General features: G+C 36.8%; 23 protein-coding genes and 1 pseudogene. 3 read left to right on the top strand and 21 right to left on the bottom strand.

Annotation, left to right across the window (positions count from 1 at the left end):
• Positions 1-196: 196 nt before the first annotated feature.
• The 10 genes from RQ907_RS02355 to RQ907_RS02400 all read right to left on the bottom strand — a co-directional run bounded on the left by RQ907_RS02355 (position 197) and on the right by RQ907_RS02400 (position 8,709).
• Positions 197-1,498: an extracellular solute-binding protein gene (locus RQ907_RS02355; protein WP_311491802.1), complete on the bottom strand. Its 1,302-nt coding sequence runs from the start codon at positions 1,496-1,498 to the stop codon at positions 197-199.
• Between the two features lie 97 nt (positions 1,499-1,595).
• Positions 1,596-2,414, bottom strand: a complete 819-nt coding sequence (locus RQ907_RS02360; RefSeq protein ID WP_311491803.1) for a carbohydrate ABC transporter permease — start codon at positions 2,412-2,414, stop codon at positions 1,596-1,598.
• A 3-nt stretch (positions 2,415-2,417) separates the two neighbouring features.
• Positions 2,418-3,302, bottom strand: a complete 885-nt coding sequence (locus RQ907_RS02365; RefSeq protein WP_311491804.1) for a sugar ABC transporter permease — start codon at positions 3,300-3,302, stop codon at positions 2,418-2,420.
• The gene (locus tag RQ907_RS02370) at positions 3,302-4,372 is read right to left on the bottom strand and encodes an ABC transporter ATP-binding protein (protein ID WP_311491805.1); all 1,071 of its coding nucleotides are present in this window, start codon (positions 4,370-4,372) and stop codon (positions 3,302-3,304) included. Before RQ907_RS02370 ends, RQ907_RS02365 begins: the two co-directional genes overlap by 1 nt.
• A 13-nt stretch (positions 4,373-4,385) precedes the next feature.
• Entirely contained in the window at positions 4,386-4,706 is a 321-nt protein-coding gene (locus RQ907_RS02375) for a hypothetical protein (RefSeq protein ID WP_311491806.1), read from the bottom strand.
• A gap of 85 nt (positions 4,707-4,791) precedes the next feature.
• Positions 4,792-5,208 (bottom strand): SH3 domain-containing protein, encoded by a 417-nt coding sequence (locus tag RQ907_RS02380; protein WP_311491807.1) that lies wholly within the window; start codon positions 5,206-5,208, stop codon positions 4,792-4,794.
• On the bottom strand, positions 5,208-5,864 hold the full coding sequence (locus RQ907_RS02385) for a protein tyrosine kinase (protein ID WP_311491808.1): 657 nt from the start codon (positions 5,862-5,864) through the stop codon (positions 5,208-5,210). Before RQ907_RS02385 ends, RQ907_RS02380 begins: the two co-directional genes overlap by 1 nt.
• Positions 5,857-6,780: a chain-length determining protein gene (locus tag RQ907_RS02390; RefSeq protein ID WP_311491809.1), complete on the bottom strand. Its 924-nt coding sequence runs from the start codon at positions 6,778-6,780 to the stop codon at positions 5,857-5,859. Before RQ907_RS02390 ends, RQ907_RS02385 begins: the two co-directional genes overlap by 8 nt.
• A complete protein-coding gene (locus tag RQ907_RS02395) occupies positions 6,770-7,591 on the bottom strand; it encodes a glycosyltransferase family A protein (protein WP_311491810.1) in 822 nt (273 codons plus the stop codon). Before RQ907_RS02395 ends, RQ907_RS02390 begins: the two co-directional genes overlap by 11 nt.
• Complete coding sequence (locus RQ907_RS02400) at positions 7,558-8,709, bottom strand: glycosyltransferase (protein ID WP_311491811.1); 1,152 nt, start codon at positions 8,707-8,709, stop codon at positions 7,558-7,560. Before RQ907_RS02400 ends, RQ907_RS02395 begins: the two co-directional genes overlap by 34 nt.
• 135 nt (positions 8,710-8,844) lie before the next feature.
• On the opposite strand from RQ907_RS02400, the gene gltS reads away from it, so the two are divergent.
• Positions 8,845-10,023 (top strand): sodium/glutamate symporter, encoded by a 1,179-nt coding sequence (gltS, locus tag RQ907_RS02405; RefSeq protein WP_311491812.1) that lies wholly within the window; start codon positions 8,845-8,847, stop codon positions 10,021-10,023.
• Positions 10,024-10,082: 59 nt separating this feature from the next.
• Here gltS and RQ907_RS02410 read toward each other — a convergent pair whose 3' ends face one another.
• The 9 genes and pseudogenes from RQ907_RS02410 to RQ907_RS02450 all read right to left on the bottom strand — a co-directional run bounded on the left by RQ907_RS02410 (position 10,083) and on the right by RQ907_RS02450 (position 19,042).
• Positions 10,083-11,078, bottom strand: a complete 996-nt coding sequence (locus RQ907_RS02410; protein WP_311491813.1) for an NAD(P)-dependent oxidoreductase — start codon at positions 11,076-11,078, stop codon at positions 10,083-10,085.
• A 7-nt stretch (positions 11,079-11,085) separates the two neighbouring features.
• Positions 11,086-11,667 carry a DJ-1 family glyoxalase III gene (locus tag RQ907_RS02415; RefSeq protein WP_311491814.1) on the bottom strand — a complete coding sequence of 194 codons (582 nt, stop codon included), beginning with the start codon at positions 11,665-11,667 and terminating at the stop codon, positions 11,086-11,088.
• Between the two features lie 85 nt (positions 11,668-11,752).
• A pseudogene (gene tkt / locus RQ907_RS02420) lies at positions 11,753-13,680 on the bottom strand (transketolase).
• A gap of 984 nt (positions 13,681-14,664) precedes the next feature.
• Complete coding sequence (locus RQ907_RS02425) at positions 14,665-15,270, bottom strand: isochorismatase family protein (protein ID WP_311491815.1); 606 nt, start codon at positions 15,268-15,270, stop codon at positions 14,665-14,667.
• On the bottom strand, positions 15,255-16,187 hold the full coding sequence (locus RQ907_RS02430; RefSeq protein WP_311491816.1) for a TIGR01212 family radical SAM protein: 933 nt from the start codon (positions 16,185-16,187) through the stop codon (positions 15,255-15,257). Before RQ907_RS02430 ends, RQ907_RS02425 begins: the two co-directional genes overlap by 16 nt.
• Before the next feature lie 75 nt (positions 16,188-16,262).
• Complete coding sequence (locus RQ907_RS02435; protein WP_311491817.1) at positions 16,263-16,409, bottom strand: FeoB-associated Cys-rich membrane protein; 147 nt, start codon at positions 16,407-16,409, stop codon at positions 16,263-16,265.
• Positions 16,410-16,448: 39 nt separating this feature from the next.
• Entirely contained in the window at positions 16,449-18,596 is a 2,148-nt protein-coding gene (feoB, locus tag RQ907_RS02440; RefSeq protein WP_311491818.1) for a ferrous iron transport protein B, read from the bottom strand.
• Positions 18,593-18,820, bottom strand: coding sequence for a ferrous iron transport protein A (locus tag RQ907_RS02445; protein ID WP_311491819.1), 228 nt, complete (start codon positions 18,818-18,820; stop codon positions 18,593-18,595). Before RQ907_RS02445 ends, feoB begins: the two co-directional genes overlap by 4 nt.
• Positions 18,821-19,042 (bottom strand): FeoA family protein, encoded by a 222-nt coding sequence (locus tag RQ907_RS02450; protein ID WP_311491820.1) that lies wholly within the window; start codon positions 19,040-19,042, stop codon positions 18,821-18,823. It lies immediately after the preceding gene.
• Between the two features lie 224 nt (positions 19,043-19,266).
• On the opposite strand from RQ907_RS02450, the gene RQ907_RS02455 reads away from it, so the two are divergent.
• Together RQ907_RS02455 and uraA are read left to right on the top strand one after the other, a co-directional pair.
• Positions 19,267-20,280, top strand: a complete 1,014-nt coding sequence (locus RQ907_RS02455; protein WP_311491821.1) for an aminotransferase class I/II-fold pyridoxal phosphate-dependent enzyme — start codon at positions 19,267-19,269, stop codon at positions 20,278-20,280.
• A 610-nt stretch (positions 20,281-20,890) separates the two neighbouring features.
• Positions 20,891-22,156: a uracil permease gene (uraA, locus tag RQ907_RS02460; RefSeq protein ID WP_311491822.1), complete on the top strand. Its 1,266-nt coding sequence runs from the start codon at positions 20,891-20,893 to the stop codon at positions 22,154-22,156.
• A gap of 130 nt (positions 22,157-22,286) precedes the next feature.
• Here uraA and RQ907_RS02465 read toward each other — a convergent pair whose 3' ends face one another.
• Together RQ907_RS02465 and RQ907_RS02470 are read right to left on the bottom strand one after the other, a co-directional pair.
• Positions 22,287-22,484 (bottom strand): hypothetical protein, encoded by a 198-nt coding sequence (locus tag RQ907_RS02465; RefSeq protein ID WP_311491823.1) that lies wholly within the window; start codon positions 22,482-22,484, stop codon positions 22,287-22,289.
• Between the two features lie 111 nt (positions 22,485-22,595).
• Positions 22,596-23,807 (bottom strand): arginine deiminase, encoded by a 1,212-nt coding sequence (locus tag RQ907_RS02470; protein WP_311491824.1) that lies wholly within the window; start codon positions 23,805-23,807, stop codon positions 22,596-22,598.
• Between the last annotated feature and the right edge of the window lie 17 nt (positions 23,808-23,824).

The following is a 23,824-nucleotide window of genomic DNA, read 5'->3' on the forward strand; positions in this document are numbered from 1 at the left end:
CTATTCTCCCGCTGCGACGGCAAGAATGAAATCAAACACTTCTCGCATGGTCTCACCTCCTCTCATGCTATGAGTGTTGATGATAACATTTATATTATACTTCAAAATTACTAAATTATTACATTAGCATATATGCACTCAATAATTTCCCAACAAAACAAAAAACTCCCAAGTCGGGAGTTTTTCTTTACTAATTTTATTTTTCGAAATCTGCTTTAAATTGTGGTGCAAAAGCTTTCATTTCTGCTTCTACATCAGAATTTGGATTTGATAGGATTTCTTCAAGTTTGCTTGCAATGTCGTTGTAGGCTTGTTGGCTGCCTGGAACAAGTGGTCTTGAGAATAATTTTTCACTCGCTGGTGCAAGGATTTTTGGAATTACAGAATCAGCATTCTTGTAAGAATCATCTTCAACTGCTGATTTTCTAGCTGGCATGTAACCTGTTGCTAAACCGAATTTGATTTGGCTTTCCTTGCTTGCTAGGAATTTAAGGAACTTAAATGCTGCGTCTTTTTGTTCATCGCTTGCGCCGTCAAACATATAGATGTTTGTACCTTGTTGAACTGCTTTTTCTGCAGGATATGCTTGAGCTGCGTATTTGAATTTACCCTCAACACCTTCTTTTACATATACTTCACCAGCGTTTGAACCGATGTAGCCAGCTAATTGTTGGTTTGCAAATGGGCCTGATAGGTATTGGTCAGTACCAGCTATTCTAAAGTAACCTTCTTTGATACCATCTAGGTAATATTTGATTGCCTCAATTGATTCAGGGCAAGTAACGTCTAAGTCTGGACCAAAGTCGATTCCCTTGTTCTTTAGGTAGGTTACATAAAAGTTAGAAAGTGAATCCCAACCAAAGGCTGGTATATTTTTTGCAGCTTTGATTTTTTTAGCAGCTTCTTTTAGCTCATCAAAGTTTGTTGGATTTTTAATGCCTAGTTCATCAAAGATGTCTTGGTTGTACCATAAAACTTCTGTTGATTTGTTAAATGGAATACCGATGATTTTGCCATCTTGTTCGATTTCATCTCTTACACCTTGGAAGATATCATCATAATCTTCGATACCATTTTCACCCTTAACTCTATCTGTAAGGTCAGCTACCATACCAGCTTCAGAAAATTGTAGCATCCAGTCTGGATAAGCTTGGGTAATAGTTGGTAAATCTTTTGGTGATTGCATAGTTGCAACTAGGATTTGGTTAAGATCTCCGTAGCCACCTTGGTGTTGGAGAGTGATTTTAACGTCTGGATTTTCCTTTTCAAAATCTTTTACAAGACTCTCTAAAGCATCGCCTTGTCCGCCACCCATAGCGTGCCAGAAAACTACTTCTGTTTGACCTTCTTTAGCAGGTTCTTTATCTTTGTTTTCTTCTGCTTTTTCTTCTACTTTTGCCTCTTCTTTTGGAGCTTCTTCTTTGGCCTTGTTGCCACAAGCTGAAAACATTCCAATAGATAGGACTAAAGCTGCAAGTAATGTTAATTTTTTCTTCATTTCTTCCCCTTTAAAAAAATTTTACCTAAGTTTGTTACAAGCAAACTCATCATTCTTACATTTAATATATACCCTTAAAAGTTATTTTATTCAATCCTTATCCCTTAATTCCTCCAAAAGATACTCCCCTTAGGATTTGCTTCCTAAAAATGAAGTAAAGGATTAAAATTGGAAGGACAGTGATGGTTGATGCTGCCATTTGAAGGTGGATTAATTGACCAGCTTCTGTTGCAAAGGCAGATAAACCATTTGAGATAAGTCTCATATTTTTGGTATTTGTAACGAGGATTGGCCACAAGAATGAATTCCAACCTGTAATAAAGTTTAAAAGTCCAATTGTAAATAGACTTTGCTTGCACATCGGAATCATGACCTTTCTTATAAATTCAAAATCACTTGCCCCGTCAACCTTTGCCACATTGTAAAACTCTCTTGGGACAGATTTTAAAAATTCCTTCAAGTAGAAAATATAAAATACTGATGCCATAAAAGGAATTATTAGGGCAACATAGGTGTCTAGAAGCCCAAGTTTTGCAATTGTTGAGTAGTTGGTAAAAATAATTATTTCAAAAGGTACCATCAAAAGAGCTAGCATAAAGTTTTGGAGCATATTTTTGCCCTTAAAGTTCATAAAGTTTAGGGCAAAGGCTGCAAGCACTGTTGTGGTCAAAGTTCCTAGCGTATTTATCAAAGAAACAAAAACTGTATTGACAAAATATCTCGCAAAAGGAGCTGCCTTCATAGCCTCGGCAAAGTTTACAAATTGTGGACTTGCTGGCAAAAGTTTTGGTGGTATAGCTGTTACTTCGCTAAAACTCATCAAAGCTGATGAAATCATATAAATAAAAGGAAAGAGAGTTACAGCTGCCATTAATACTATAAATATAAAAGCTAGACCTTTAAAAATCTTCTTCATCGCTTACCTCGCTATCTTTCTTATGATTGCCCTTTGGACAAAGGTCATAACTAAGAGGAATAGGAACAAAAGTACAGCAGCTGCCATGGCTTGGCCATAACGATACTCCACATAGAATTTTTTGTAGATATAATATACTGCAGTAATTAGCCTATTTCCAACACCTGCCTTACCATTAAAGAGGGCGAAAATTTGGTTATAAACCTTAAAGCTTGCTATAAAACTTGTCAAAAACAAAAAGGTAATTATATTTGTTAGCTGTGGAAGGGTGATTTTCTTAAATTGCTCCCAACCTGTCGCCCCAAAGGTATCGGCTATCTTGTAATAATCCTTGTCAATACCTCTTAAGCCAGCAAGGATTACTATAATATTAAAGGCTAGGCCGTTCCACACACCAAAGATGATGGCAGAGAGCATATTGTAATCAGGATTATTTAAAAATTCTATAGGCCCTATTCCAATAAAGGATAGCATGTGGTTAATAAAGCCATATTGGCCATTAAATAAGTACCTAAATACTATACCTACAGCGATTACACTGGTTAGGTAAGGTATAAAGAAAATTGTCTCAAAAAACTTGTTGCCCCTTATTTTTTCATTCAAAATCAAGGCTATAAACATTGAAATTATAATAGATAAAGGCACAACTGTAATCGAATATATAAGGGTATTTTTCATGGCAAGGATAAATAATTTGTCATGAAAAACTGCTGGAAAGTTTGCAAATCCAACAAATTGTGGTTTTAGGATGTTATTGCTGTGGACAGCCATATAAAAAGTCCTAAAGAGTGGATAAACGTTAAAAATTAATATAAAAACCAGGGAAGGTAGAAGGAAGAGCCAAGCCTTGTTGGTAGACTCTGCCCTGTAGGTCATTTTCTTTTTCATTAGTAGACCCTTTCCCCATCTTCTGTAAAGAGGTAAATTGCCTTGTGGTCAACTGCCACCTTAATTCTATCTTTTGGATTTATATCAAGGGCAGAATCAACAACCATCCTTGAAGCTTGGCCATTTAAAGTAAAGTGGAGGATCATATATCTACCAATCATCTCACGAGATTCTACTTCTATTTCCAAGTCACCATTAGGATCTAATTTGAAATGCTCAGGTCTTATGCCAACTTGGTAAGACCCAGCATTTAGGTCTGCTTTTTTTCTTGAATCAATTAATTTATCTTTTTTAATAGCTAGGCTGCCATTTACAAAGGCATCGCTCTTATTTTCAACATCATAAACATTTATTATTGGGTTTCCAATAAATTTGGCCACAAAAAGGTTGGCTGGTTCTAAGTAAAGATTTTGTGGAATATCGTATTGTTGAATGACTCCCTTATCCATTAGGGCGATGTAGTCGCTGATTGATAAGGCTTCTTCCTGGTCGTGGGTTACAAAAATTGTAGTAACCCCTACAGTTTTCACTATATTTCTAATCTCTTCCCTGATAGATAATCTAAGTCTAGCATCCAAGTTTGAAAGGGGTTCGTCTAGCAAAAGTGTCTTTGGATTTTTAACCAAAGCTCTCGCTATAGCCACCCTTTGCTGTTGACCACCTGATATTTCCTTTGGTTTTTTGTTTTGAATATCGGTTATATAGGTTAAATCCATATATTTTTGGGCAAGCTTAATTGCCTCTTCTTTTTTAATCTTTTTTTCACCTACAACTAGGGGGAAAATTATATTTTCGAGGACAGTCATGTGTGGATATAGGGCGTAATTTTGGAAAACCATGCCAATATCACGGTCTTTTGGGTGTTTGTTGACGATTGATTCGCCATCAAAAGCTATATCTCCATCTGTTGGGTCTAGGATACCTGCGATTATGTTTAGGATTGTGGATTTTCCACAACCACTAGGTCCTAAAAGTGTTACCAAGGCACCATCTTCGATATCAAGGTTAACAGACTTTAGGGCCTCATAACCATTGTCGTAAATTTTCTTCAAGTTTTTGATTTTAATCATATAAACCTCTTTTTCATATTAATGGAAATCTCAATAGTAGGTACAACATTACAACCATCAGGGCAATACCTATAACAGTAAAAGCATCAATTTGCTTTTGCAAAGCCAAAATCACAAGCGAAATAGATAATAAAAATAACAATAAATAGAATTGCATAAATAAGTCGCTATTTGGATTTATTATAGCTATGACCAAGCAAATGGCTCCAATAAAACCAGTAACTCCACTTACATAGGCAGATAATTTTCTGCCTTCTATTAGGAAGTTAATCAGGCTAATTACAGCAACTACCGTAAAGATTGGCATAAACATATTTTTTATTATATCAATCATTTAAACCTCTCTACTTGTATTATAACATATCTTTATAAAAATTTAACAAAAAATGAGAGGTTGTTAAAATAACAACCTCTATTTCTTATTTTTTAATCAAAAGGTCTGATCTAATGTAGCCAGTTTTGCCATTGACAGTTACCCTATTCCAACCTTCGGTTTCTCCAAGGTTTAAAATCTCATCATCTGGACTAGCTTGACCGACTACAGCTGAATTTACTGATGGTGCTAGACGCATATTTACAGTGTCTGCCACCTTAAATTCAAGGCCTTCTGCAAGTTCTTCCTTGACTTGGTCGGAAACATTTTCTTCGCCATTTGCTTTTGTTTCTTTTTCATTTTCTGAGTTTTCAGTTTTTTCTTCTTTTTCTTTTGGTTTTGCTTCTTCAACTACTTCAGTTTCAGCATTTTCAGGATGTCTTACTGATTTATATGAATCATCCATACATCCTGTTAGGCTTAAGATAAGACCTAAGGCTAAAATCGCACTTAATTTTTTCATTATTTACCTCCAAAAAGGTCATCAAGTTCACTATCTTCGTAAACATAGTCTGAGATTATGATTCCCTCTATATCTGCGCCTGTTTTTTCAAGTTGGCTAATAGATTCTTCGATTAGGGATGATTTGGCATTTGCCTCTGTGCTGAAAATCGCTGTCTTATCGGCAAGACCACAAAATACATTAGCTTCAGCTATATCTATGTTTTCCTTGGCATTTATAAAAACATAGTCATACCTGTCCTTGCAATCAGCAAAGAAATTAGAAATTGCTGATGGTTCTAGGAACATATCCTCGTATTCTGATACTCTTCCAGTCATTAGTAAATGAAGGTTGTCGCTTTCTCTGACTATGACATCGTCAATCCTAAAATCGCCTAAAAGGCAATCTACAAAGCCCCTTTTGTTATAATAACCTTTCATTTCTTCGAGTTCATCTGCTCTAAGGTTGGCATCTATAAGGAGAATCCTCTCGTTTTCTTCTGATAAATGCTTTGCCATTATATAAATGGAATCCAATTTCATTGTCCTATCGTCAGTGGCTGTAAAGGCTATGACTGCATCATCTACTCCCAGTTTGCTAGTTAACTTGTCTTCTAGGTTATAAAAGGCTTGGAGGAGGATTTCCTTACTTTCATCAGCTTTATTTCTTCTAAACATCTAGTGCTCCTCTCTGGTATTTTGGAAGTTTGCCTAAAACTTCAAGCTTATTTGCATCTTCTGCTACTGCCTTTTTTTCACTCGCCTTACTTGCCATGGCTATTTCATTTTTATCGATTATCCTTGTTGAGGCAAAGTCTTCTAAATCTTCTACAGGCTCTAAAGGTCTGGTTTCTTCCTTGATTTGTGTTGTTTCTTCTGGGTTTTCTATTTGATCAGGATTAGTTTCTCCAAGTTCATCTTCGAAATCATCATCAAAGTCTTCTACAAATACATCTTCTTCATTTTCTTCGATGAGTTTTTTGTTTTTTTTGACTTGATCACGAGCCTTTAGCTCTTCATTTTTGTTCTCCTTGCCAAGTCTCTTTTTAAGTTTGTGATTATATCGACTTACTGATACCAAGGAGATTATTAAATAGATTACAAAGCCTGCACCACCTGCATATATAGCGTAGTTAATGGTATTGTCAATGGCAATCCCATTTTGATAGGCATATTCCATTACATCTGCACCTGTGTTATAGATGTTGTTTATGACAGTTTTTGATAGGTCTGCATATTCATCAGCCAAATCTTCAGCTCTTTGCTTATTGGTATCAGTTACTGAAATTTCAATGATTGGAGAGCTTGCAATTGGGGTTAGTTTTAGCTTGTTGTCAAGCTTTGATATAGGCCAATTTATTTTTAGGTTCTCTAAAGTTCTCTCTTTAATAGCCTTAGAATTTAAGGTTGCTGCAAAACCTTCAGCAGGGTTTTTCTCTGTCATGTTTTCTACAGAAGTAGTGACAAGTTTGCTAGACGCCCTATATTCCTTATAGCCTGCGAAATTCAAGCCAAAATATACGATCATGGCTACAATTACACCAGCTATAATAGATGAAAGAAACGCTGTAAACTTCGATTTTCTATTTTCCATTATATCCTCCAAAATCTCTAGCACCCTTAAGCATCATTTCTCTTGCTCTTTCTTTTTTGATTTCTCTAAGCATTTCCGGGTGCGAATACAGAAAATACCTTATATAAAACTTGTAAAACCTAGGAAAGAGTGCCCTGGCTAGAGCTCCCTTGTCGTAGAAATATTTTTCATCAAATCCTTTAAACCAAGTTGAATCATCGTTATAAACCTTGGCGATAAGACTTGTATTTGTCCTAACTCTTAAGCCTTTTCTAAGGGCGGATAGGATAAAAATCGAATCCTCTCCACTTCCCCTTGATGTTCCTGCTCCAAAAAGAATTGGCAAGTAGAGATTTGCCCTGGCTAAGGCTTCCCTTCTAAAAACGAAGTGGACGGATCCATACCTCAAACAGTTATAAAAACTTAGGTCCTTATCCTCTTGGACTTTGACTATCTCCTTGCCTTCCTGATAGACAATAGTCTTAAAAACAAAAAAGTCAACATCTGGATACTCGATAAAACCATCTTTAATCCTTTGTAGGTAACCCTTCTCAAAAACTTCATCATCATCTGCAAAAACAACTATATCTGCAGTCGAATTTAAGAGGGCAAGGTTTCTTGAAATAGCAAGTCCTCTTGTATCTGTAGTAATCATCCTAATTTTTTTGCCATCATCATAGACTTCTTGGTAGGAATTTTTCCCAGCCTGGTTTATGATAAGGGCATCACATTCTAGGTTGAATTTTTTATAAAAATTTATATCCTCCACATTCATAGCGGAGATTAAAACTTCAACTCTCATAGCTTCCTTGTAGTCTCTGCCTTTTCCCAAGTTGCCTTGGATGCACCCCTGAGCTCTTTATAGGCTCCTAAAATTTGGGCAAGCATCATAGCGCAATAATATCTTGGGAAATAGAAAACCTTGTTCTTTGTCCTTGATAGCTGACCAATAACAGCTAGGGTATAAAAACCAACCTGGCCTAGGAAAAATAGCTTATAGAAAATTCCATCATTTAAAATCGCAAGATTTGCTATAAATAAGACAATATGGAAAAAAGCTTGCATATACCTTAGAGTTTTGTGACCAAAGTGAAAAAAGGAAAACCAGCCGTATTCGAAAATATTTAACCTTCTTAAGTTAGTAAAGATATTGGTTAGAATCCTTCTTTGCATCCTCACCTTTCTCTTAAACTCATCGGCTGTGGTTTGTCCTGCCTTTTCAACTGCTATTGCCTTTGGATTGTAAAGGGCCCTTTTGTGGTTAAGGCCAGCATAAAGTGGCAATTCATAGTCGTGACTATTAACCAAGTCTATATGCCTATAATCTTTTTTTCTAACTGCGTAAATTGCTCCGTTGCCATTTACAATTGTCTTTATATTCGACTCGATTTTTCTTAGCTTAAGCTCAAAATTCCAATAGGTGTTCTCAGCTACTGCAGAAGACACATCCACGTCTTCCATATAGATTAGCGATCCACAAACATACTCGATATCATCTGCAGTAAAATATGAAACTAGTTCGCTGATGGCGTCTGTTTTGAACATGGAATTAGCATCAGAAAAGACAATAATTTCACCCTTGGCAACCTCAACAGCCTCGTTTTGGGCGTTGGTCTTGCCTAGGTGGTTAACTACAGTATTTACCTTGATATCATAGTCAGGATGGGCTTTTATAAATTTTTCACAAAGCTCGACTGTCCTATCATTTGAGGCATCATTAGCAATAATCACTTCATAGGAAGGATAATCAGTTTTTATTATATTTTCCAACTTTTTTTCAATTACATCTTCTTCATTGTAAGCAGAGATTATCACAGAAACAAATGGCTTATTTGTATAATCCTGGTTGTTTTTTCTCTTTATAAACTTTTCTAAAATTAGAAGAACTAGAGGATAGCCTATCATTGCATAAAATAAGGCAAATCCAGATAAGTAAAATAAAATTTTCATTCTTTCTCTCCTATTTTACTATTATATTATAAGAGGCATAGGATTTTCAAGAAAAAGCCCATAAATATTGTTATTTTTGCAAAAAAAACTATAATATTCTACATATTAAGAGTAAAAAAATATAAAGAGGTAAGAATGACCCTACAATTAGATATATTAGAAAGCCTTGGGATAGCAATTATTGCCCTAATCCTAGGCAGTAGTTTAAAAGATAAAATTTCATTTTTAAAAACATTTTTCATACCGAGCCCAGTTGTTGGTGGCCTTATTGTTTCCATTTTTGTCCTTATTCTTAAACAGACAAAAATAGCGACAATTGAATTTGATAAGGTCCTCCAAGATTTCTTTATGAACATATTTTTTACAGCCATTGGACTTTCAGCATCCTTTGCTATGCTTAAAAAATCTGGGTTTCTAGGGATTAAACTTGCCCTTGCAATTATAATTCTCTTGCCCCTTCAAAACCTAATCGGTGTAGGCCTAGCCAAAATTTTTGGCATCAACCCCCTCCACGGCATTGCCATGGGTTCGACTTCAATGACAGGTGGGATTGGTTCTGCTATTAGTTTTGGTAAAATCATGGAGTCTATGGGCGCTGAGTCAAATATTAGCATAGGGGTTGCAGCTGCGACTTTTGGCCTTTTGGCAGGTTCTCTTGTTGGTGGCCCAACAGCCAGACGTCTTATAGCAAAAAATTCCTTACTTAGTAGGGGATCTCTTTCTAAGGGAAGCTTTGCTGATATAAAAAGCCTTACTAACCAAAAAACCTTGACTAAAGCCATTGTTATTATTGGTCTTTCCGCTTTTTTGGGGACTTTTATCAACAAAATCCTAGCCAAAACTGGTCTTAACTTTCCATATTATGTTGGTTGCCAGTTTGGGGGCCTAATTGTTAGAAATATCTACGACTATTTTAAGAAACCTCTGGATATGGATAATATTGACCTTGTGGGAAATATTTCTCTAAGTCTTTTCCTATCCCTTGCCCTTATAAACTTAAATATTTCTGCCATCCTAGGCCTAGCTGGTCCTATGCTTGTCATTTTGCTTTGCCAAGGAATTTTCATCGCTATTTATACCAGCCTTGTGACCTTTAACCTTTTGGGACGTGACTATGATGCCGCTGTTATGGTTGCTGGTCACTGTGGGGTAGGTTTGGGCCAAACTCCAAATGCTATGGCAAATATGGAGGCTATTATCGAAGAAAAAGGCCCTGCAGATGTGGCAATGTTTATTTTTCCGATTGTCCTTGCAATCGCAGTTAATTTTACAAACCCAATCGTGATTACATTTTTTATCAATCACTTTGCTTAAAGCCAAAAAGGGGCTGTTGCATAATGAATAAGTCGTTTTGCAACAGTCCCTTTTTACTTTTATTCTTGATTTTCTAGCCTAGCTGCGTTTCCACTTAGGTAGAATTTTATCATTTCACTTAACTTTTCGCTTAAATCTTCTTTTCCCAAATCAAAGCTAGATTTCAAACTCAAATCCATGGTCATGGTCCTTAGCATATTTACTTGGCTAATACCGTGTTGCAGACCCTTGAAATCAGTTGTTTTCATATCATTTTCATAGGCTGGAAAAAGGTCATCAAAAGTCTTATCCAATAGGATTTTTTCTCCATCTTTGCCCATAATTTCAATTATCTTTTCATAAATTTCCCTATAGGAAATCTTTGCTGTAGATACAAGGTAGGTCTTTTTATTTCCCTCAAGTTCAAGGGCATAGATTGCTGCCTTGGCTAGGGCTTCGGCTGAGACTATAGGGATGACTCCCTTGGTGACAGGGATACTTTTGTTGGCCTTTACAAGGTCTATGTGGGCTTCTAAAATCGATTTATTAGCCTTGCCTATTATTAGGCCTGGCCTTAGGACAGATACGTTCATAAGGGGTTCTCCCTCATAGATAGCTATGGCTTCTTGCATAAATCTTGTTTGGATATATGGTTCTCTGTGATAATTGTGCTTCCTTAAGATTTCATTTCTTTCGGCTATTTCTGTCTTATAGTCTCCCAAAAGTAGGAAATTCTTTATGCCAGCACGTTTGGCAAGTCTTGCGACCCTACCAGTTGGAAGGACGTTTTTTTCGTAGAAAAATTTGCCAGCGGGTTTTCTTGGCACTGACAGATCGCTTACCCCACCTGCATATATGAAACTATCACAATCTTCCATGAGACTTATGGCTTCAGCGTCTGAAAGTTCAAAAAAATCCTCTAGGTAAAATTCGAGATTGGTAAGCTCTTCCAGTTCGCTTGGCTTGATGAGGTCCACAGCTTTCACTGCATAACCCAAATCCAGAGCATATTTAATTGTCGTCTTGGCAAAAAGATTTGCCCCACCTAGGACAAAGATTTTTCTAACATTTTTCATAATTTTCCTAAAATTCTATACCATAATATTTCTCAACTGCAGAGTGTTGGGTTCCAAATTTAATTTTTTCTTTTGCTTGCTTGCCTTTGATGATTTCTACAAGTCTAAGGGCCAAATAATTTGTGACAGCAGCTCCCCTACCTGTTGTGATATTGCCATCTGTTACAACAATTTCATCGTCAATGTATTGGCCAAGGTTTTTTAGTTCTTCTTTTATAGTTGGGAAAGATGTCGCCTTTTTATCAGCCAAAACTCCAGCCCTGTCAAGAACTATAGGTCCAGCACAAATAGCTGCTATTAGTTTGTTTGCTGAGTCAAATTTTTTTATAATTTCTATTACCCTATCATCATCCCTGAGAGTTTCTGCACCCTTGGTGCCACCTGGTATATAGACTCCGTCATAGCTTGCTGGGTCTACCTCTTCAAGGAGAAAGTCAGCCTGGTATTTGACCCCGTGGCTGGTTGTTAGTTCCTTTGAACCTGTTGTTGATACCATATCGATATGAATATCTGCCCTCCTAAGGTAATCTACAACTGTAAGTAATTCTATTGTTTCATTGCCATCTGCAAGTAATTCTAATATCTTCATAAAGTCCTTCTTTCTAATCTTCTCTTCTTATTATATACAATTTCCATCAAAAAAGCTATGGTCTTTCGACCACAGCCTTTAAAATTTAATAAAATTTTTTCTTGATTTTTGCGACTATGTCTTCTTTATTGAAGCCAAGTTTTACTGCAACATCTTCGCCTGGGCCTGAAATACCAAACCTATCGATTGAGATATTTAAGCCCTATTTCTAATTTCATTTGGAAGAATTTCTTCCCTGTATGATGCATCTTGGGCCTTGAATAATTCCATAGATGGCATAGAAACAACTCTTACTTGCTTGCCTTCTTTTTCAAGGTCTTCTGCGCATTCTAGGGCAAGAGAAACTTCTGAACCTGTTGCAATTAGGATTAATTCTGGTTTTTCAGCATCCTTTATAATATAAGCTCCCTTTTCGATTGACTCTAAAGTTTCAGTTTGCTTTAGGTTTGGTACGTTTTGACGAGTAAGGGCAATTACAACTGGTTTATCCTTGCTTTCTAGAGCTATTTTCCAAGATAGTCTAACCTCATTTGCATCTGCTGGTCTTAGGACGATTGTATTTGGAATTGACCTAAGCATAGCAAGTTGCTCGATTGGTTCGTGGGTTGGACCATCTTCACCTACTGCTACAGAATCGTGGGTCATCACATAAGCAAGTGGCAAGTGTGAAAGGGCTGAAAGTCTAACAGCTGCCTTTAGGTAATCTGCAAAGACAAAGAAGGTTGATACGTGATGGAAGGTCCCACCATGGGCCATGATTCCGTTTCCGATAGCTGCCATAGCAAATTCACGAACACCATACCAAACATTCCTACCTGCTGGATCGTCTTTGAAAGATTGAGAATCAACTATATTTGTCTTATTAGATGAGAATAGGTCAGCAGAACCTCCCCAAATATTTCTAGAAACTTTTGCCAAATCTTGTAAAATTTCTCCACTTGAAGCACGGGTAGCAAGAGCCTTATCTTCGTGAGCATATTTTTTTACCTGGTCTAGGAAATTCTCTGGAAGTTCTCTATTGATACCAGCCATTAATTCCTTATAGTCTGCTGGATATTTTTCAGCATATTCTTTTAAAAGTTGATCCCATTTCTCATTGGCTTCTGCACCACGTTTTCCAATGCCATTTTCGAAAGTTTGGTAAATATCATCTGAGATTACAAAGTCTTCGCTATCCCACTCATAAGATTTTTTAGCAAATTCAAAATCCTCAGCCCCTAAAGGTGCACCGTGAACCTTGTTTGTACCTTGATTTTTAGAACCAAAACCAATTACAGTTTTAACCTCAATTAGACTTGGTTTGTCATTTTCTTTAGCCTTTTCAATTGCCTTAAGAATTGATTCTAAATCTTCACCATCTTCTACTCTTTCGTATGCCCAATTTTGAGCAAGAACCCTATCTTTTACAGATTCAGAAAAAGATGTAGTAAGCTTGCCATCAAGGCAAATATCATTTGAATCGTAAAGCACGATTAGTTTATCAAGCTTTAAATGACCTGAAAGACTCATTGATTCATAAGAAACGCCTTCCATAAGGTCACCATCACCACAAAGAGCGTAAGTATAGTGGTCAATTGGCTTTAAATCTTCCTTGTTATAAAGACCTGCCAAGTGTTTTTCAGCTAAGGCAAGACCTACAGCTTGGGCAATACCTTGACCAAGAGGACCAGTTGTTACTTCAACACCAGGAGTCATTCCAACTTCTGGGTGACCTGCAGCTATAGAGCCAATTTGCCTAAAGTTTTTCAAATCCTCCATAGAAATATCATAGCCAGATAAGTGGAGAAGGGAATAAAGCATAGCAGAACCATGACCTGCTGATAAAACAAACCTATCCCTATCAAAAAAACTAGGATTTTTTGGATTTGCCTTTAAAACCTTGTTAAACAAGGTATAAGCCATAGGACTAGCCCCCATAGGAAGTCCAGGATGGCCAGAATTAGCCTTCTCTATTTGAGCAACTGATAAAGTTCTAACTGCATTCACAGCCTTAAAATCATCTTTGTTAAACATTAAATCTCCTTTGATAAAAAAAATTTCCCAAGAAAACGTTAGTAATTTCAAAGCTATTATACTCTTATAAGACTCTTATTCCAAATGTAAAAGATAGCAAGAATTTGACGAAAACAAGAAAATATATTCTGCTATTAATCTGGAATCTATAAGAATTGTTTGTATTGTAGGAGAAAAAAATCCCTTAGAATATTCTGGTCCCTAATTCATAAGAACCCTCGTCAGTCCTCTCCAACTGCCGAGGGACATGCTGCTCCTTCTGTCGGGATGACATCTAGTAAATAAAAATATTTTATTATAGCCAATTGCTTATATAGCAATGTTTAACAAATCCAAACGAACCTGATAAATATAATATTTACATAAGTGAAAATCTTGAGACCAAAAATTTTGTAAATGAAGAAGGCGTAAAGAAAATCTCACTGACATCCACCTAAAAATTAAAATGTAATAAATACTGTGACCTAGAATTAAAAGCACAACACAAGTCGGACTAGATTGAGATTTTTAGCCGACTGAATGTCAAAAAAGTTAGAAAATAGTCCAATATGAACAAGGGCTCCTCCATACCAACAAGTTTGCCGAAGGCAAACACCTTATCCCCCGAGAGGACATAAAAGCCCCTTGATTTGGGGATTTTATGCCGAAAACATAGTGCGGGAGCACGGAGGAGTTTGCGGTCGCTCGGAGGGTGTAAGTCTCCACGAGACGACGGGCTTGCCAGGGGTTTAAAGGGGACCCGATGTGGGAACATCCTGCCCTAGCGGCCGAGAGCGACGAAACGTTCCCTTGGGGTCCCCCTTATTCCGAAGATTCAACTGTAAATAACAATTAATCATCTATTTACTTACAAAATAAAGTAAATTATCATGGATAACAAAATAAATTATCTTGAATAATAAAACAAAAAAAACTCTCCCACACCGCCTGGCGGTAAAATAGAGAGAGTTTTGCTACTTTGTCTTACAAAGTAGTATCTTTAATTCACTTTCTTAATTCTTTTACTAAGTTTGAAACAAATTTGAAATTTGGGTCCTTGCTGTCAACTGCTAGGTCGAAAAGGATTAGCTCTGTATTTACAAGGACAGCTCCCATATCTCTTAGGGATTTTCTGGCGATTTTCTTAAGCTCATCAGAATAAGAAGAAATCGCATCGTCAACATAAAATACATCCAGACCCAAATCCAAAAGACTCCTGATTGTTTGGTAGATGCAAATGTGGCCCTCTGCGCCTGTCACAAAGACTTTTTCAATTTTATTTTCTTTGATAAAGTCATAAACTTCTGGTGTTAGGGCATTGAAACTTGTCTTGGCAAATATCTTATCTTCAGAAATTTCTGCCAAAATAGCCTCATCAGACCTGCCAAGGCCCTTTGGATATTGTTCTGTAGCCAAAACTGCCATATCGTATTTCTTAAAGGCCTTGATAAGTCCAACTGTATTTCGTGTTGTCCTTTCGCCCTTATCCATAGTTACCATTAGCTTTGGCTGGATATCAACTACCAAAAGTAGTGACCTATCCTTGGCAGTATAAGTTCCTTCTTCGCTTAGTGAGTTTGTAAAAAATCTCGCATCTAATTTTCTCTCCATAAATCCCCCTGTCTAAAATTTTTATCTTTCATCATTTTATCGATACTTGTTAATATCTTAGCCTTATTTTTTGACCAAATTGGGTAGGCGATTTCATCACTCAGGCCATCGCCCGTTAACCTATTTATTACTATCTCTGGCCTTAATTTTCTAAGTATATCTACCACTATTCTAACATATCCAGCCATGTCTATACCATAGGAAAGATCGTTTTTTTGGTAAAATTTTTCAAGCTTGGTTGCTTTTTCTATATAAAGATTGTGGATTTTTATGCCCCATGGAAAGGACTCATTTATATAGGCCACATCTTTCATATAATCATCATAAGATTCGAAGGGAAGTCCCACTATCATGTGGACTAAAACCCTGATTCCTCTTTGCTTTAATTTCCTGAGACCAGTGTCAAAAGTTTTGTGATCATATCCCCTATTTATAAGTCTAATGGTCTTATCATTCACACTTTGCATACCAAGTTCAACTACAAGAAAATATTTGTTATTAATTTCCTCTAATAGATCAAGGACTTCTCCTGACAAACAATCTGCCCTAGTTGCTATGGCAAGTCCTATTATATCACTAGCTCCTAGAGCCTCATAATACAGTTTTCTAAGCTTTGAAAGGTCTCCATAGGTGTTGGTGAAATTTTGAAAATACCCCAAATAGGCTTCTGGTCTTCCTTCTTTAGATAGCCTTGATTTTTGGTAGGAAATTTGCTCGGCAATTGATTTTTTCCCATAAGTCCATTCTCCAGACCCAGTTTCTGAACAAAATATACACCCATCCTTAGATAGGGTCCCATCCCTATTAGGGCAGGTAAAGCCCCCATCTAGGGGGAGTTTGATGATTTTTTTATGAAATTTTTCCTTCATATAGGAATCAAAGTCCCTATAGCGCTTCTTATTAATTTCAATTGTCATAGTATTAATATACTCTATTTCTAAAAATCCCTAAAATAAAAGACCCTACAGTGTAGGGCCTTTCTAGTGTAGTAATTAATCACAGCAAGATTTTTTATCATCGCTGCCACATGAAGAGCATCCGCATCCGCATGAGTCACTCTTCTTTACAAATTTTGAATAAACTATATAAGCACAGATTCCTAGTACTACTAAAAGTAAAATCCAAGATGCTAAGTTCATTATTTCCTTCTTTCTCTAAGAGCAAAATTGCTCTAAAATTTATGCTAGTGACTTATCGTATTCGATATTCTTCTTTACATATGGTTTTCTAACAACCATGTAGATGAAGAATACTAGGGCTATTACTCCGAGGATTGTGCCGAAGTGTACTTGACCTGTATAGAAGTAGCTTGCTATTTGGTAGAAGATTAAGCTTACTATATAGGCAAAGCCCATTTGATAAGCAATAGTGATTGCTGTCCACTTATTGTCATCCATTTCTGTCTTGATAGCACCTACTGCTGCGAAACATGGCATGCAAAGCATGTTAAATAGCAAGAATGAATAACCTGCAACTGGTGTTCCTATTGCAGCGCCGAAAGCTTGAAGCAATTCTGGTGTATCTTCTGCTACATCACTACCAAGGCCTAAAACAACGCCCATTGTAGAAACTACGTTCTCTTTTGCAACGAATCCTGAAATTGTTGCAACTGTAGATTGCCAGCTTCCAAATCCTATTGGCCTAAAGATTACACCGATTACAGAACCTAGTACAGCTATGATTGATCCTTCTGAGTTTTCTTCAATTAAGTGTAATTTGAAGTCAAAGTGTGTTAAGAACCAAATTATGATAGATGATAGGAAGATTATTGTTCCTGCTCTCTTAACATAGGCCTTAGACTTGTTATAAACGTCAGTTAAAACTGATTTTACTCTTGGTGCGTGGTATGGAGGTAATTCCATAATAAATGGTGCTGGTTCATCTGCTAGTGCCTTAAATTTCTTTAGGATAATTCCTGAAAAGACAATTGAAGCTATACCAATCATATAGAATGAGAATGATACCAAGGCTTTGTTTTCTGGGAAAAACGCTCCTGCTATGAGGGCAATTACTGGTAATTTTGCTGAACAAGGCATGAAAGTAGATGTCATGATTGTAATCTTTCTATCTCTTTCATTTTCGATTGTTCTTGATGCTTGGACACCTGGTACACCACATCCTGTTGCAACCATGGCTGGGATGAATGATTTACCTGATAGACCAAATCTTCTAAAAAGTCTGTCCATGATGAAGGCAACCCTTGCCATATAACCTATATCTTCAAGTATTGATAATAGGGCAAATAGAACCATCATTTGTGGTAAGAATCCAAGTACTGCTCCCACACCTGCAAGTGCACCGTCAGTAACTAATGATTGGAGAACTGGGTTGATATTAGCTCCTTCCATCCAAGCACCAACTGCTGGTGTAAGTGTATCTTCAAAGAAGCCGTTAACTGCATCAGTACCAATAGTTCCTGGTGAATGTTCATAAACTGCACCGAAAAATACCAAAAACATTACAAGGGCAAAGATTGGTAGACCTAAGATTCTATTGGTTACAATCTTATCAATCTTATCTGTTATAGATGGTTTTGTTGGTGCCTTTACTAAAATTTTGTCAGCAAGTTCAGCTAAATTCTCATATCTACCTGTAGTAATGATTGATTCGCAATCATCGTCTTCTTTTGCTTCAAAGTCATTTCTGATTTTTTCAATCTTAGCTAAGACATCACTAGGAATTGAAACATGGTTCATTGATTCATCATCATTTTCAAAAGCCTTAATAGCATAATACCTAGCAAAATCTTCTCCAACAATTGGTTTTAAGTCTTCTGAAATTACTCCTAGAGCTTCTTCAAGTTCAGCATCGAAAACCATAGTTTTTGGCTTTTCTCCGCCTTTTGCAAGCTCTAAGACTTTTGCGATTAATTCGTCAATACCCTTTTCCCTAGCAGCTATAGTTTCAACTATTGGTGCATTTATTTCTTTAGATAGGGCTGCAACATCGATTTGATCTCCCTTGCTTCTTACTATATCCATCATGTTTAGGGATATAAGCATTGGGATACCAAGTTCTGATAGTTGGCTTGTAAGGTATAGGTTTCTTACTAAGTTTGAACCATCAACTAGATTAATGATTAAATCTGGTTTTTCATTTATAAGGTATTCCCTAGAAACAACTTCTTCCATAGTATATGGAGAAAGGGAATAAATTCCTGGTAAGTCTTCAATAATAATGTCTTTGTGGCCTTTTAAAAGACCTTCTTTTTTATCTACAGTAACACCTGGCCAGTTACCAACCCTTTGATTTGAACCTGTTAGGGCATTGAAAAGAGTTGTTTTTCCTGAGTTAGGGTTACCTGCTAATGCTACTCTAATTGTCATATCTCTTCCACACTTATATTCTTTGCATCATCTTTTCTGATGCTTAGTTCATATCCTCTTAAATTAATTTGAATAGGATCTCCTAATGGAGCAACCTTTCTTATATAGATTTCAGTATTTTTTGTAATACCCATATCCATAATTCTTCTCTTGGTAGGACCATCTCCGCCCACCTTAGTCACTCTGACTGTGCTTTTTATAGGCACTTCATTTAAAAAGCTCATCTATATCACCTCTCTAACTATAATTTTTTTGGCCAAATCCTTGTTGAGAGCAAATCTATTATCATCAATAGAAAATATGTAATTGACTCCATCAAAGCTTTGAACCTTTATTTGTCGTCCCTTGCCAAAACCTAAATTTTGTAAGTGCTTGATGACTTTATCATCACCCTTTAGTTGGATAACTTCAACCAAGTCGCCTACGCTACACAATGTTATAGGCATAATCTCTCCTTTCCACAAAAACATGTAAAAATAAACATTTCTTTGTACATTTAATATATCACCCCAAATAATGAATATCAATACTACTAGATAACAGTTATCGTTACATTTTATCAATCTTCTTTCGTTCGGTGCGGGAAACCGTTTGAAAGTAGTTTTTTTTAAAATTTTTTTAATTTTTTTGATATAATAAAGATAAATTGAACAAAGTAAAGGAAGCTAGTATGTATTTTTTTGTAAATGATTATAACTCAGTAGGATACCCAGAAATCTTAGACGCCCTAAAAAATTGTATAGACGAAAAAAATCCCGGCTACGGAATAGATTCCCACAGCCAAAGGGCGTGTAAATTGATAAAAACCGCTCTCGAAAATGAAAACATAGATATTTACTTTCTCCCTGGTGGGACAAGTGCAAATATAATAGGCGCTACAGCTGGTATGCGCCAACAAGACTCCATTATATCAGCCAAATCAGGCCACATAGAAGGTCACGAAGCAGGCTCAATCGAAGCATGCGGCTTAAAAATAGAAACAATTCCTACAGAAGATGGCAAACTGTCAAAAGAATTGATAAAAAATTTCCACGAACAATTTAAAACAGAATACATGACAGTTCCTAAAAAAGTCTACATCTCAAACACCACAGAAGTTGGCACCCTCTATAAGAAAGAGGAACTTAAAGAAATCTACGATTATTGCAAGGAAAATAATCTTTACCTCTTTATAGATGGAGCAAGGATGGCAGCAGCCCTAGCATCTGACAAATGTGACTACAGCCTAAAAGACTTGACCAAACTCTGCGATATTTTCTACCTTGGCGGTACCAAGGCAGGCCTCCTATTTAGCGAGGCTCTAGTAGTGGTCAATGAAGACTTAAAAAAAGACCTAAAAAACCTAATAAAACAAAAAGGCACCATGCTAGCCAAAGGCTTCATAGCTGGAATCATGTGGGAAAGAGTCTTTGAAGAAAAAGATTTTTACCTAAAAGGATCCAAAAAAGCCTACAAAATGGCAAAAGTCCTCGCCAAAGGCATCACAAACCAAGGTTACAACCTAGCCTACCCCTTCGAATCAAACCAAATCTTCGTCCTCTTAGATGAAAACCAAGTTAAAAAATGGCAAAAAATAGCCAAATTTGAAATAACAGGCGAAAAAGAAAGCAAAAAAATAGCAAGACTTGTAACTACTTTCAGAACCACAGAAGAGGAAGTGAAAAATTTCTTAAAAGAAATTTAAAATAGAAATTAGGCTTGTTAATCCGAGATTAACTGTATCTTATAGATTTTTTCAGTCATTAACATAACTGCTCCGTTCATAGAGGGAGCCCAGCAATACTTCAACTTCGAGACCAAATTTCCCCTTCATCTGGGAATGATTTCTAATAGAAAGCCCCGTTAAAAAAACTGATGGCAAGCACGTCAGGCTCGTAGAGGACTGAGCGATAGCGAGTTATCAGTTTTTATGGGCATAAATATTAGAAATTAGTTGGGATTTACATAAATTAATACGAGGTCATTCCCCCTAAAAAAAGAGCTTTGCCGCAGGCAAACTTCTACTTTTGCCCTCCGCCAAGGAGCCGCTTGGAGGGGGTAGCGGAAGAGGGTTCAAGGGAGAGCCAGTGGGGGGACATGCGGAAAGTCCCCCTGGGCTCTCCCTTAGAACGAAGAGATTTTGTAAATAAATAATTCTACACAAAAATTAAACTATTTTTAAATTAAAATCAAAAAAATAACTTATCTTGGATAAGAAAAAAAGATAATTTATCTCGGATAAAAAACTCCTTTGACAAGACCAGCTTTGATGGTATCATATAGGAGATTTGAGAAAAAAAAAGAAAGGAATTTTTATGAACAAAGAAAAGAAAATCTATCATATCGATGATAAGGTCCCAGCGAAGCTTCTCTTGCCCCTATCTTTGCAACACACTTTTGCAATGTTTGGAGCATCAGTTTTAGTCCCTATTTTATTTCAAATTAATCCAGGTATTGTTCTTTTAATGAACGGGATTGGTACTTTATTATTCATCTTAATAACCAAAGGCAAGGCACCTGCTTATTTGGGTTCTTCATTTGCATTTTTGGCACCAGGAACTGCTATTATTGCAAAACAAGGATTTGAATATGCGCAAGGTGCCTTTGTTGTAGTCGGAATCCTAGGTTGCATAATGGCCTATATAATTTATAAATTTGGCACCAAATGGATTGACCTAGTCCTTCCACCAGCAGCCATGGGTGCAGTTGTGGCCCTAATCGGTTTCGAACTAGCTGGCAATACTGTAACAGGTGGAGCAATCGGCGCCAACCTCATGACAGATACAGCCCAAGCTAAAGACTTTATAGTATTTGCTATCACACTTTTCACAGCCATCATAGGCTCTGTTGCCTTTAAGGGATTTTTCTCAACAATTCCAATCCTAATTGCAATCGTGGTAGGCTATATCTCAGCCATATTTTTTAACATGGTTGACTTCACCCCAGTTATGGAAGCCAAACTTTTCACCATGCCAAACTTCCACATGGCAAAATTTTCTGTAAATGCAATCCTCGCCATGCTACCAGTTTTACTTGTTATTACAAGCGAACACATTTCCCACCAGGTTGTAACATCAAATATAGTTGGCAGGGACCTTTTAAAGGACCCAGGTCTTCACAGGTCAATATTTGCAGATAACTTCTCCACAGCCCTATCAGGTCTAGTTGGTGGTGTACCAACCACAACCTACGGCGAAAACATCGGCGTTATGGCGATTACAGGTGTTTACTCAGTCCAAGTAATCGGCGGAGCTGCCATAGTATCCATTATCATGGCATTTTTCGGACCTCTAGCAGCCTTCATCTCAACTATTCCAGGTAATGTTATAGGTGGTGTAACCTTCCTTCTTTACGGAATGATTGGTACAAGTGGTATCAGGCTCTTAGTTGACCAAAAAGTTGATTATTCAAAATCAATGAACTTAGTATTAACATCAGTAATTTTCATAGCAGGTCTATCAGGCTTAAAAATCCAATTCGCTTCTATAGAGCTATCAGGTATGGTGCTCGCATCAGTAGTAGCAGTAATCCTATCAGCCTTTATGAATATTTTGAAAAAGTTAAAACTTACAAACGAATAAAAAGTCCCCTTCCCGGGGCTTTCCTCTGTGTCATTGCAAAATTAATGAAAATCCCAAAATTAAGAAAGTAAAATTTGCAAAGACTTAATTTTCCCACAAAAAATCCGGTCCTGTGACCGGATTTTCTATTTTATTTCAATTTTTCTCCATTAAAGGCATCTATGAAATCATCTTTGGCCCTATTAGCTTTTTCTTTGGCGTCCTTTACAGTTTCACTAACTTCTTTTTTGTTTTTCTTTAGCAAATATGCGCCAGCGCCTATCATAAAGATTGCCTTAGCTAGCCTTGAAATGATATTTGGTTTATTTGTATATTTTTTATTAAACATTTTATCCTTCTTCCTTTTTCTAAAAGCTTTCTGTAAGGGTTCACACCTAAAATCCGCTTTAGGCTTTATTATCCCTACACTTTTTATCGTCTAATAAATTTATACCCAATTTTAGTCTTCTCTAACAAGTGGCATAGACATACATCTTGGACCACCCCTACCTACTGTTAGGTTAGAAGCGTCGAGTTTTAAAACTTCGTAGCCTTCTTTTTCTAAAACAGCATTTGTAACACAATTCCTATCATAAACTACTACCTTGCCTGGAGCTATGGCTAGGGTGTTGGATCCGTCTGTCCATTGTTCACGAAGGGCAGCAATTGGATCTCCACCACCACAAGGAATTAGCTTGACATGATCGAGGCCAAGGGCATCTTTTAGCAAATCTTCAAGGTTTTTGTCGACTTGTTCTGAGACAATTTCCCCATCTCTTTCTGTAAAACGATAAGCATGGAAGGTGGACATTATACCAGGATGGTAGGTAAAGGCATCGTGATCGATCTGGGTAAACACTGTATCAAGGTGCATATATGCCCTCTCAACTGGGATATTTACGCCAAGAACTTCCCTTACTTCATTGTCATCAGCAAGAATTAGGTTTGTTGCAAGTTTTTTGATAGACTCTAGCTCTGTCCTTTGGCTAATACCAACCATAACTAGGTTTTTGTTGATATTTAAAATATCTCCACCCTCTATAGAATGGCCAGAAGTTCTGCCATAGAAATCCCTAGTGCCACCAAATTCCTTGTGGTATTTAAAAATATAGTCAGCGTAAATTGTCTCCCTGCGTCTAGTCCTGGTATGCATGCAGTTAATGGACACACCATTAGCTATAGAAGAAAATGGGTCCCTGGTGAAATAGAGGTTAGGCATTGGATAAATAGCTGAGTAAGATTGGTTGCTAACAATCTTGTCAATATTTTTGAAACCGCCAACTTCTTTTAGGGTAATACCAGACATAGTTTTTTCAACAAAGGTCTTGGTATCCTTAATAGACTTAAGAAGGGCTTCACTTTCTTTATAGAGGGTTTCGTTATTAATTCCAGCCTCTTCTAAGTATTGGTTCAAAAACTTGTCACGAAGACCTTCATTAGCATCTAAAGTCTCCGCCATTAAGTCTTCAAGATAAACAACCTCAGCCCCATTGTCCCTAAGGATTTTGGCAAAAGCATCGTGTTCTGCCTGGGCCTTAGCAAGGTCTGGAATGTCATCAAACAAAAGTTCCTCAAGCAAGAAAGGTGTAAGGTTTAAAAGTTCCTCGCCTGGTCTGTGAAGCATAACTTTTTTCAAAGTCTTGATTTCGTTGTTAACGTTTACTTTTCCCATTTTAATCTCCTAAAGTA

The organism is uncultured Anaerococcus sp. (genome assembly GCF_963510575.1).
GTDB lineage: Bacteria > Bacillota > Clostridia > Tissierellales > Peptoniphilaceae > Anaerococcus.

Bases quoted from the DNA above. Each gene is read 5' to 3' on its own strand.
- RQ907_RS02355 (WP_311491802.1), bottom strand. From the start codon at position 1,498: ATGAAGAAAAAATTAACATTACTTGCAGCTTTAGTCCTATCTATTGGA.
- RQ907_RS02360 (WP_311491803.1), bottom strand. From the start codon at position 2,414: ATGAAGAAGATTTTTAAAGGTCTAGCTTTTATATTTATAGTATTAATG.
- RQ907_RS02365 (WP_311491804.1), bottom strand. From the start codon at position 3,302: ATGAAAAAGAAAATGACCTACAGGGCAGAGTCTACCAACAAGGCTTGG.
- RQ907_RS02370 (WP_311491805.1), bottom strand. From the start codon at position 4,372: ATGATTAAAATCAAAAACTTGAAGAAAATTTACGACAATGGTTATGAG.
- RQ907_RS02375 (WP_311491806.1), bottom strand. From the start codon at position 4,706: ATGATTGATATAATAAAAAATATGTTTATGCCAATCTTTACGGTAGTT.
- RQ907_RS02380 (WP_311491807.1), bottom strand. From the start codon at position 5,208: ATGAAAAAATTAAGTGCGATTTTAGCCTTAGGTCTTATCTTAAGCCTA.
- RQ907_RS02385 (WP_311491808.1), bottom strand. From the start codon at position 5,864: ATGTTTAGAAGAAATAAAGCTGATGAAAGTAAGGAAATCCTCCTCCAA.
- RQ907_RS02390 (WP_311491809.1), bottom strand. From the start codon at position 6,780: ATGGAAAATAGAAAATCGAAGTTTACAGCGTTTCTTTCATCTATTATA.
- RQ907_RS02400 (WP_311491811.1), bottom strand. From the start codon at position 8,709: ATGAAAATTTTATTTTACTTATCTGGATTTGCCTTATTTTATGCAATG.
- gltS (WP_311491812.1), top strand. From the start codon at position 8,845: ATGACCCTACAATTAGATATATTAGAAAGCCTTGGGATAGCAATTATT.
- RQ907_RS02410 (WP_311491813.1), bottom strand. From the start codon at position 11,078: ATGAAAAATGTTAGAAAAATCTTTGTCCTAGGTGGGGCAAATCTTTTT.
- RQ907_RS02415 (WP_311491814.1), bottom strand. From the start codon at position 11,667: ATGAAGATATTAGAATTACTTGCAGATGGCAATGAAACAATAGAATTA.
- RQ907_RS02425 (WP_311491815.1), bottom strand. From the start codon at position 15,270: ATGGAGAGAAAATTAGATGCGAGATTTTTTACAAACTCACTAAGCGAA.
- RQ907_RS02430 (WP_311491816.1), bottom strand. From the start codon at position 16,187: ATGACAATTGAAATTAATAAGAAGCGCTATAGGGACTTTGATTCCTAT.
- RQ907_RS02435 (WP_311491817.1), bottom strand. From the start codon at position 16,409: ATGAACTTAGCATCTTGGATTTTACTTTTAGTAGTACTAGGAATCTGT.
- feoB (WP_311491818.1), bottom strand. From the start codon at position 18,596: ATGACAATTAGAGTAGCATTAGCAGGTAACCCTAACTCAGGAAAAACA.
- RQ907_RS02445 (WP_311491819.1), bottom strand. From the start codon at position 18,820: ATGAGCTTTTTAAATGAAGTGCCTATAAAAAGCACAGTCAGAGTGACT.
- RQ907_RS02450 (WP_311491820.1), bottom strand. From the start codon at position 19,042: ATGCCTATAACATTGTGTAGCGTAGGCGACTTGGTTGAAGTTATCCAA.
- RQ907_RS02455 (WP_311491821.1), top strand. From the start codon at position 19,267: ATGTATTTTTTTGTAAATGATTATAACTCAGTAGGATACCCAGAAATC.
- uraA (WP_311491822.1), top strand. From the start codon at position 20,891: ATGAACAAAGAAAAGAAAATCTATCATATCGATGATAAGGTCCCAGCG.
- RQ907_RS02465 (WP_311491823.1), bottom strand. From the start codon at position 22,484: ATGTTTAATAAAAAATATACAAATAAACCAAATATCATTTCAAGGCTA.
- RQ907_RS02470 (WP_311491824.1), bottom strand. From the start codon at position 23,807: ATGGGAAAAGTAAACGTTAACAACGAAATCAAGACTTTGAAAAAAGTT.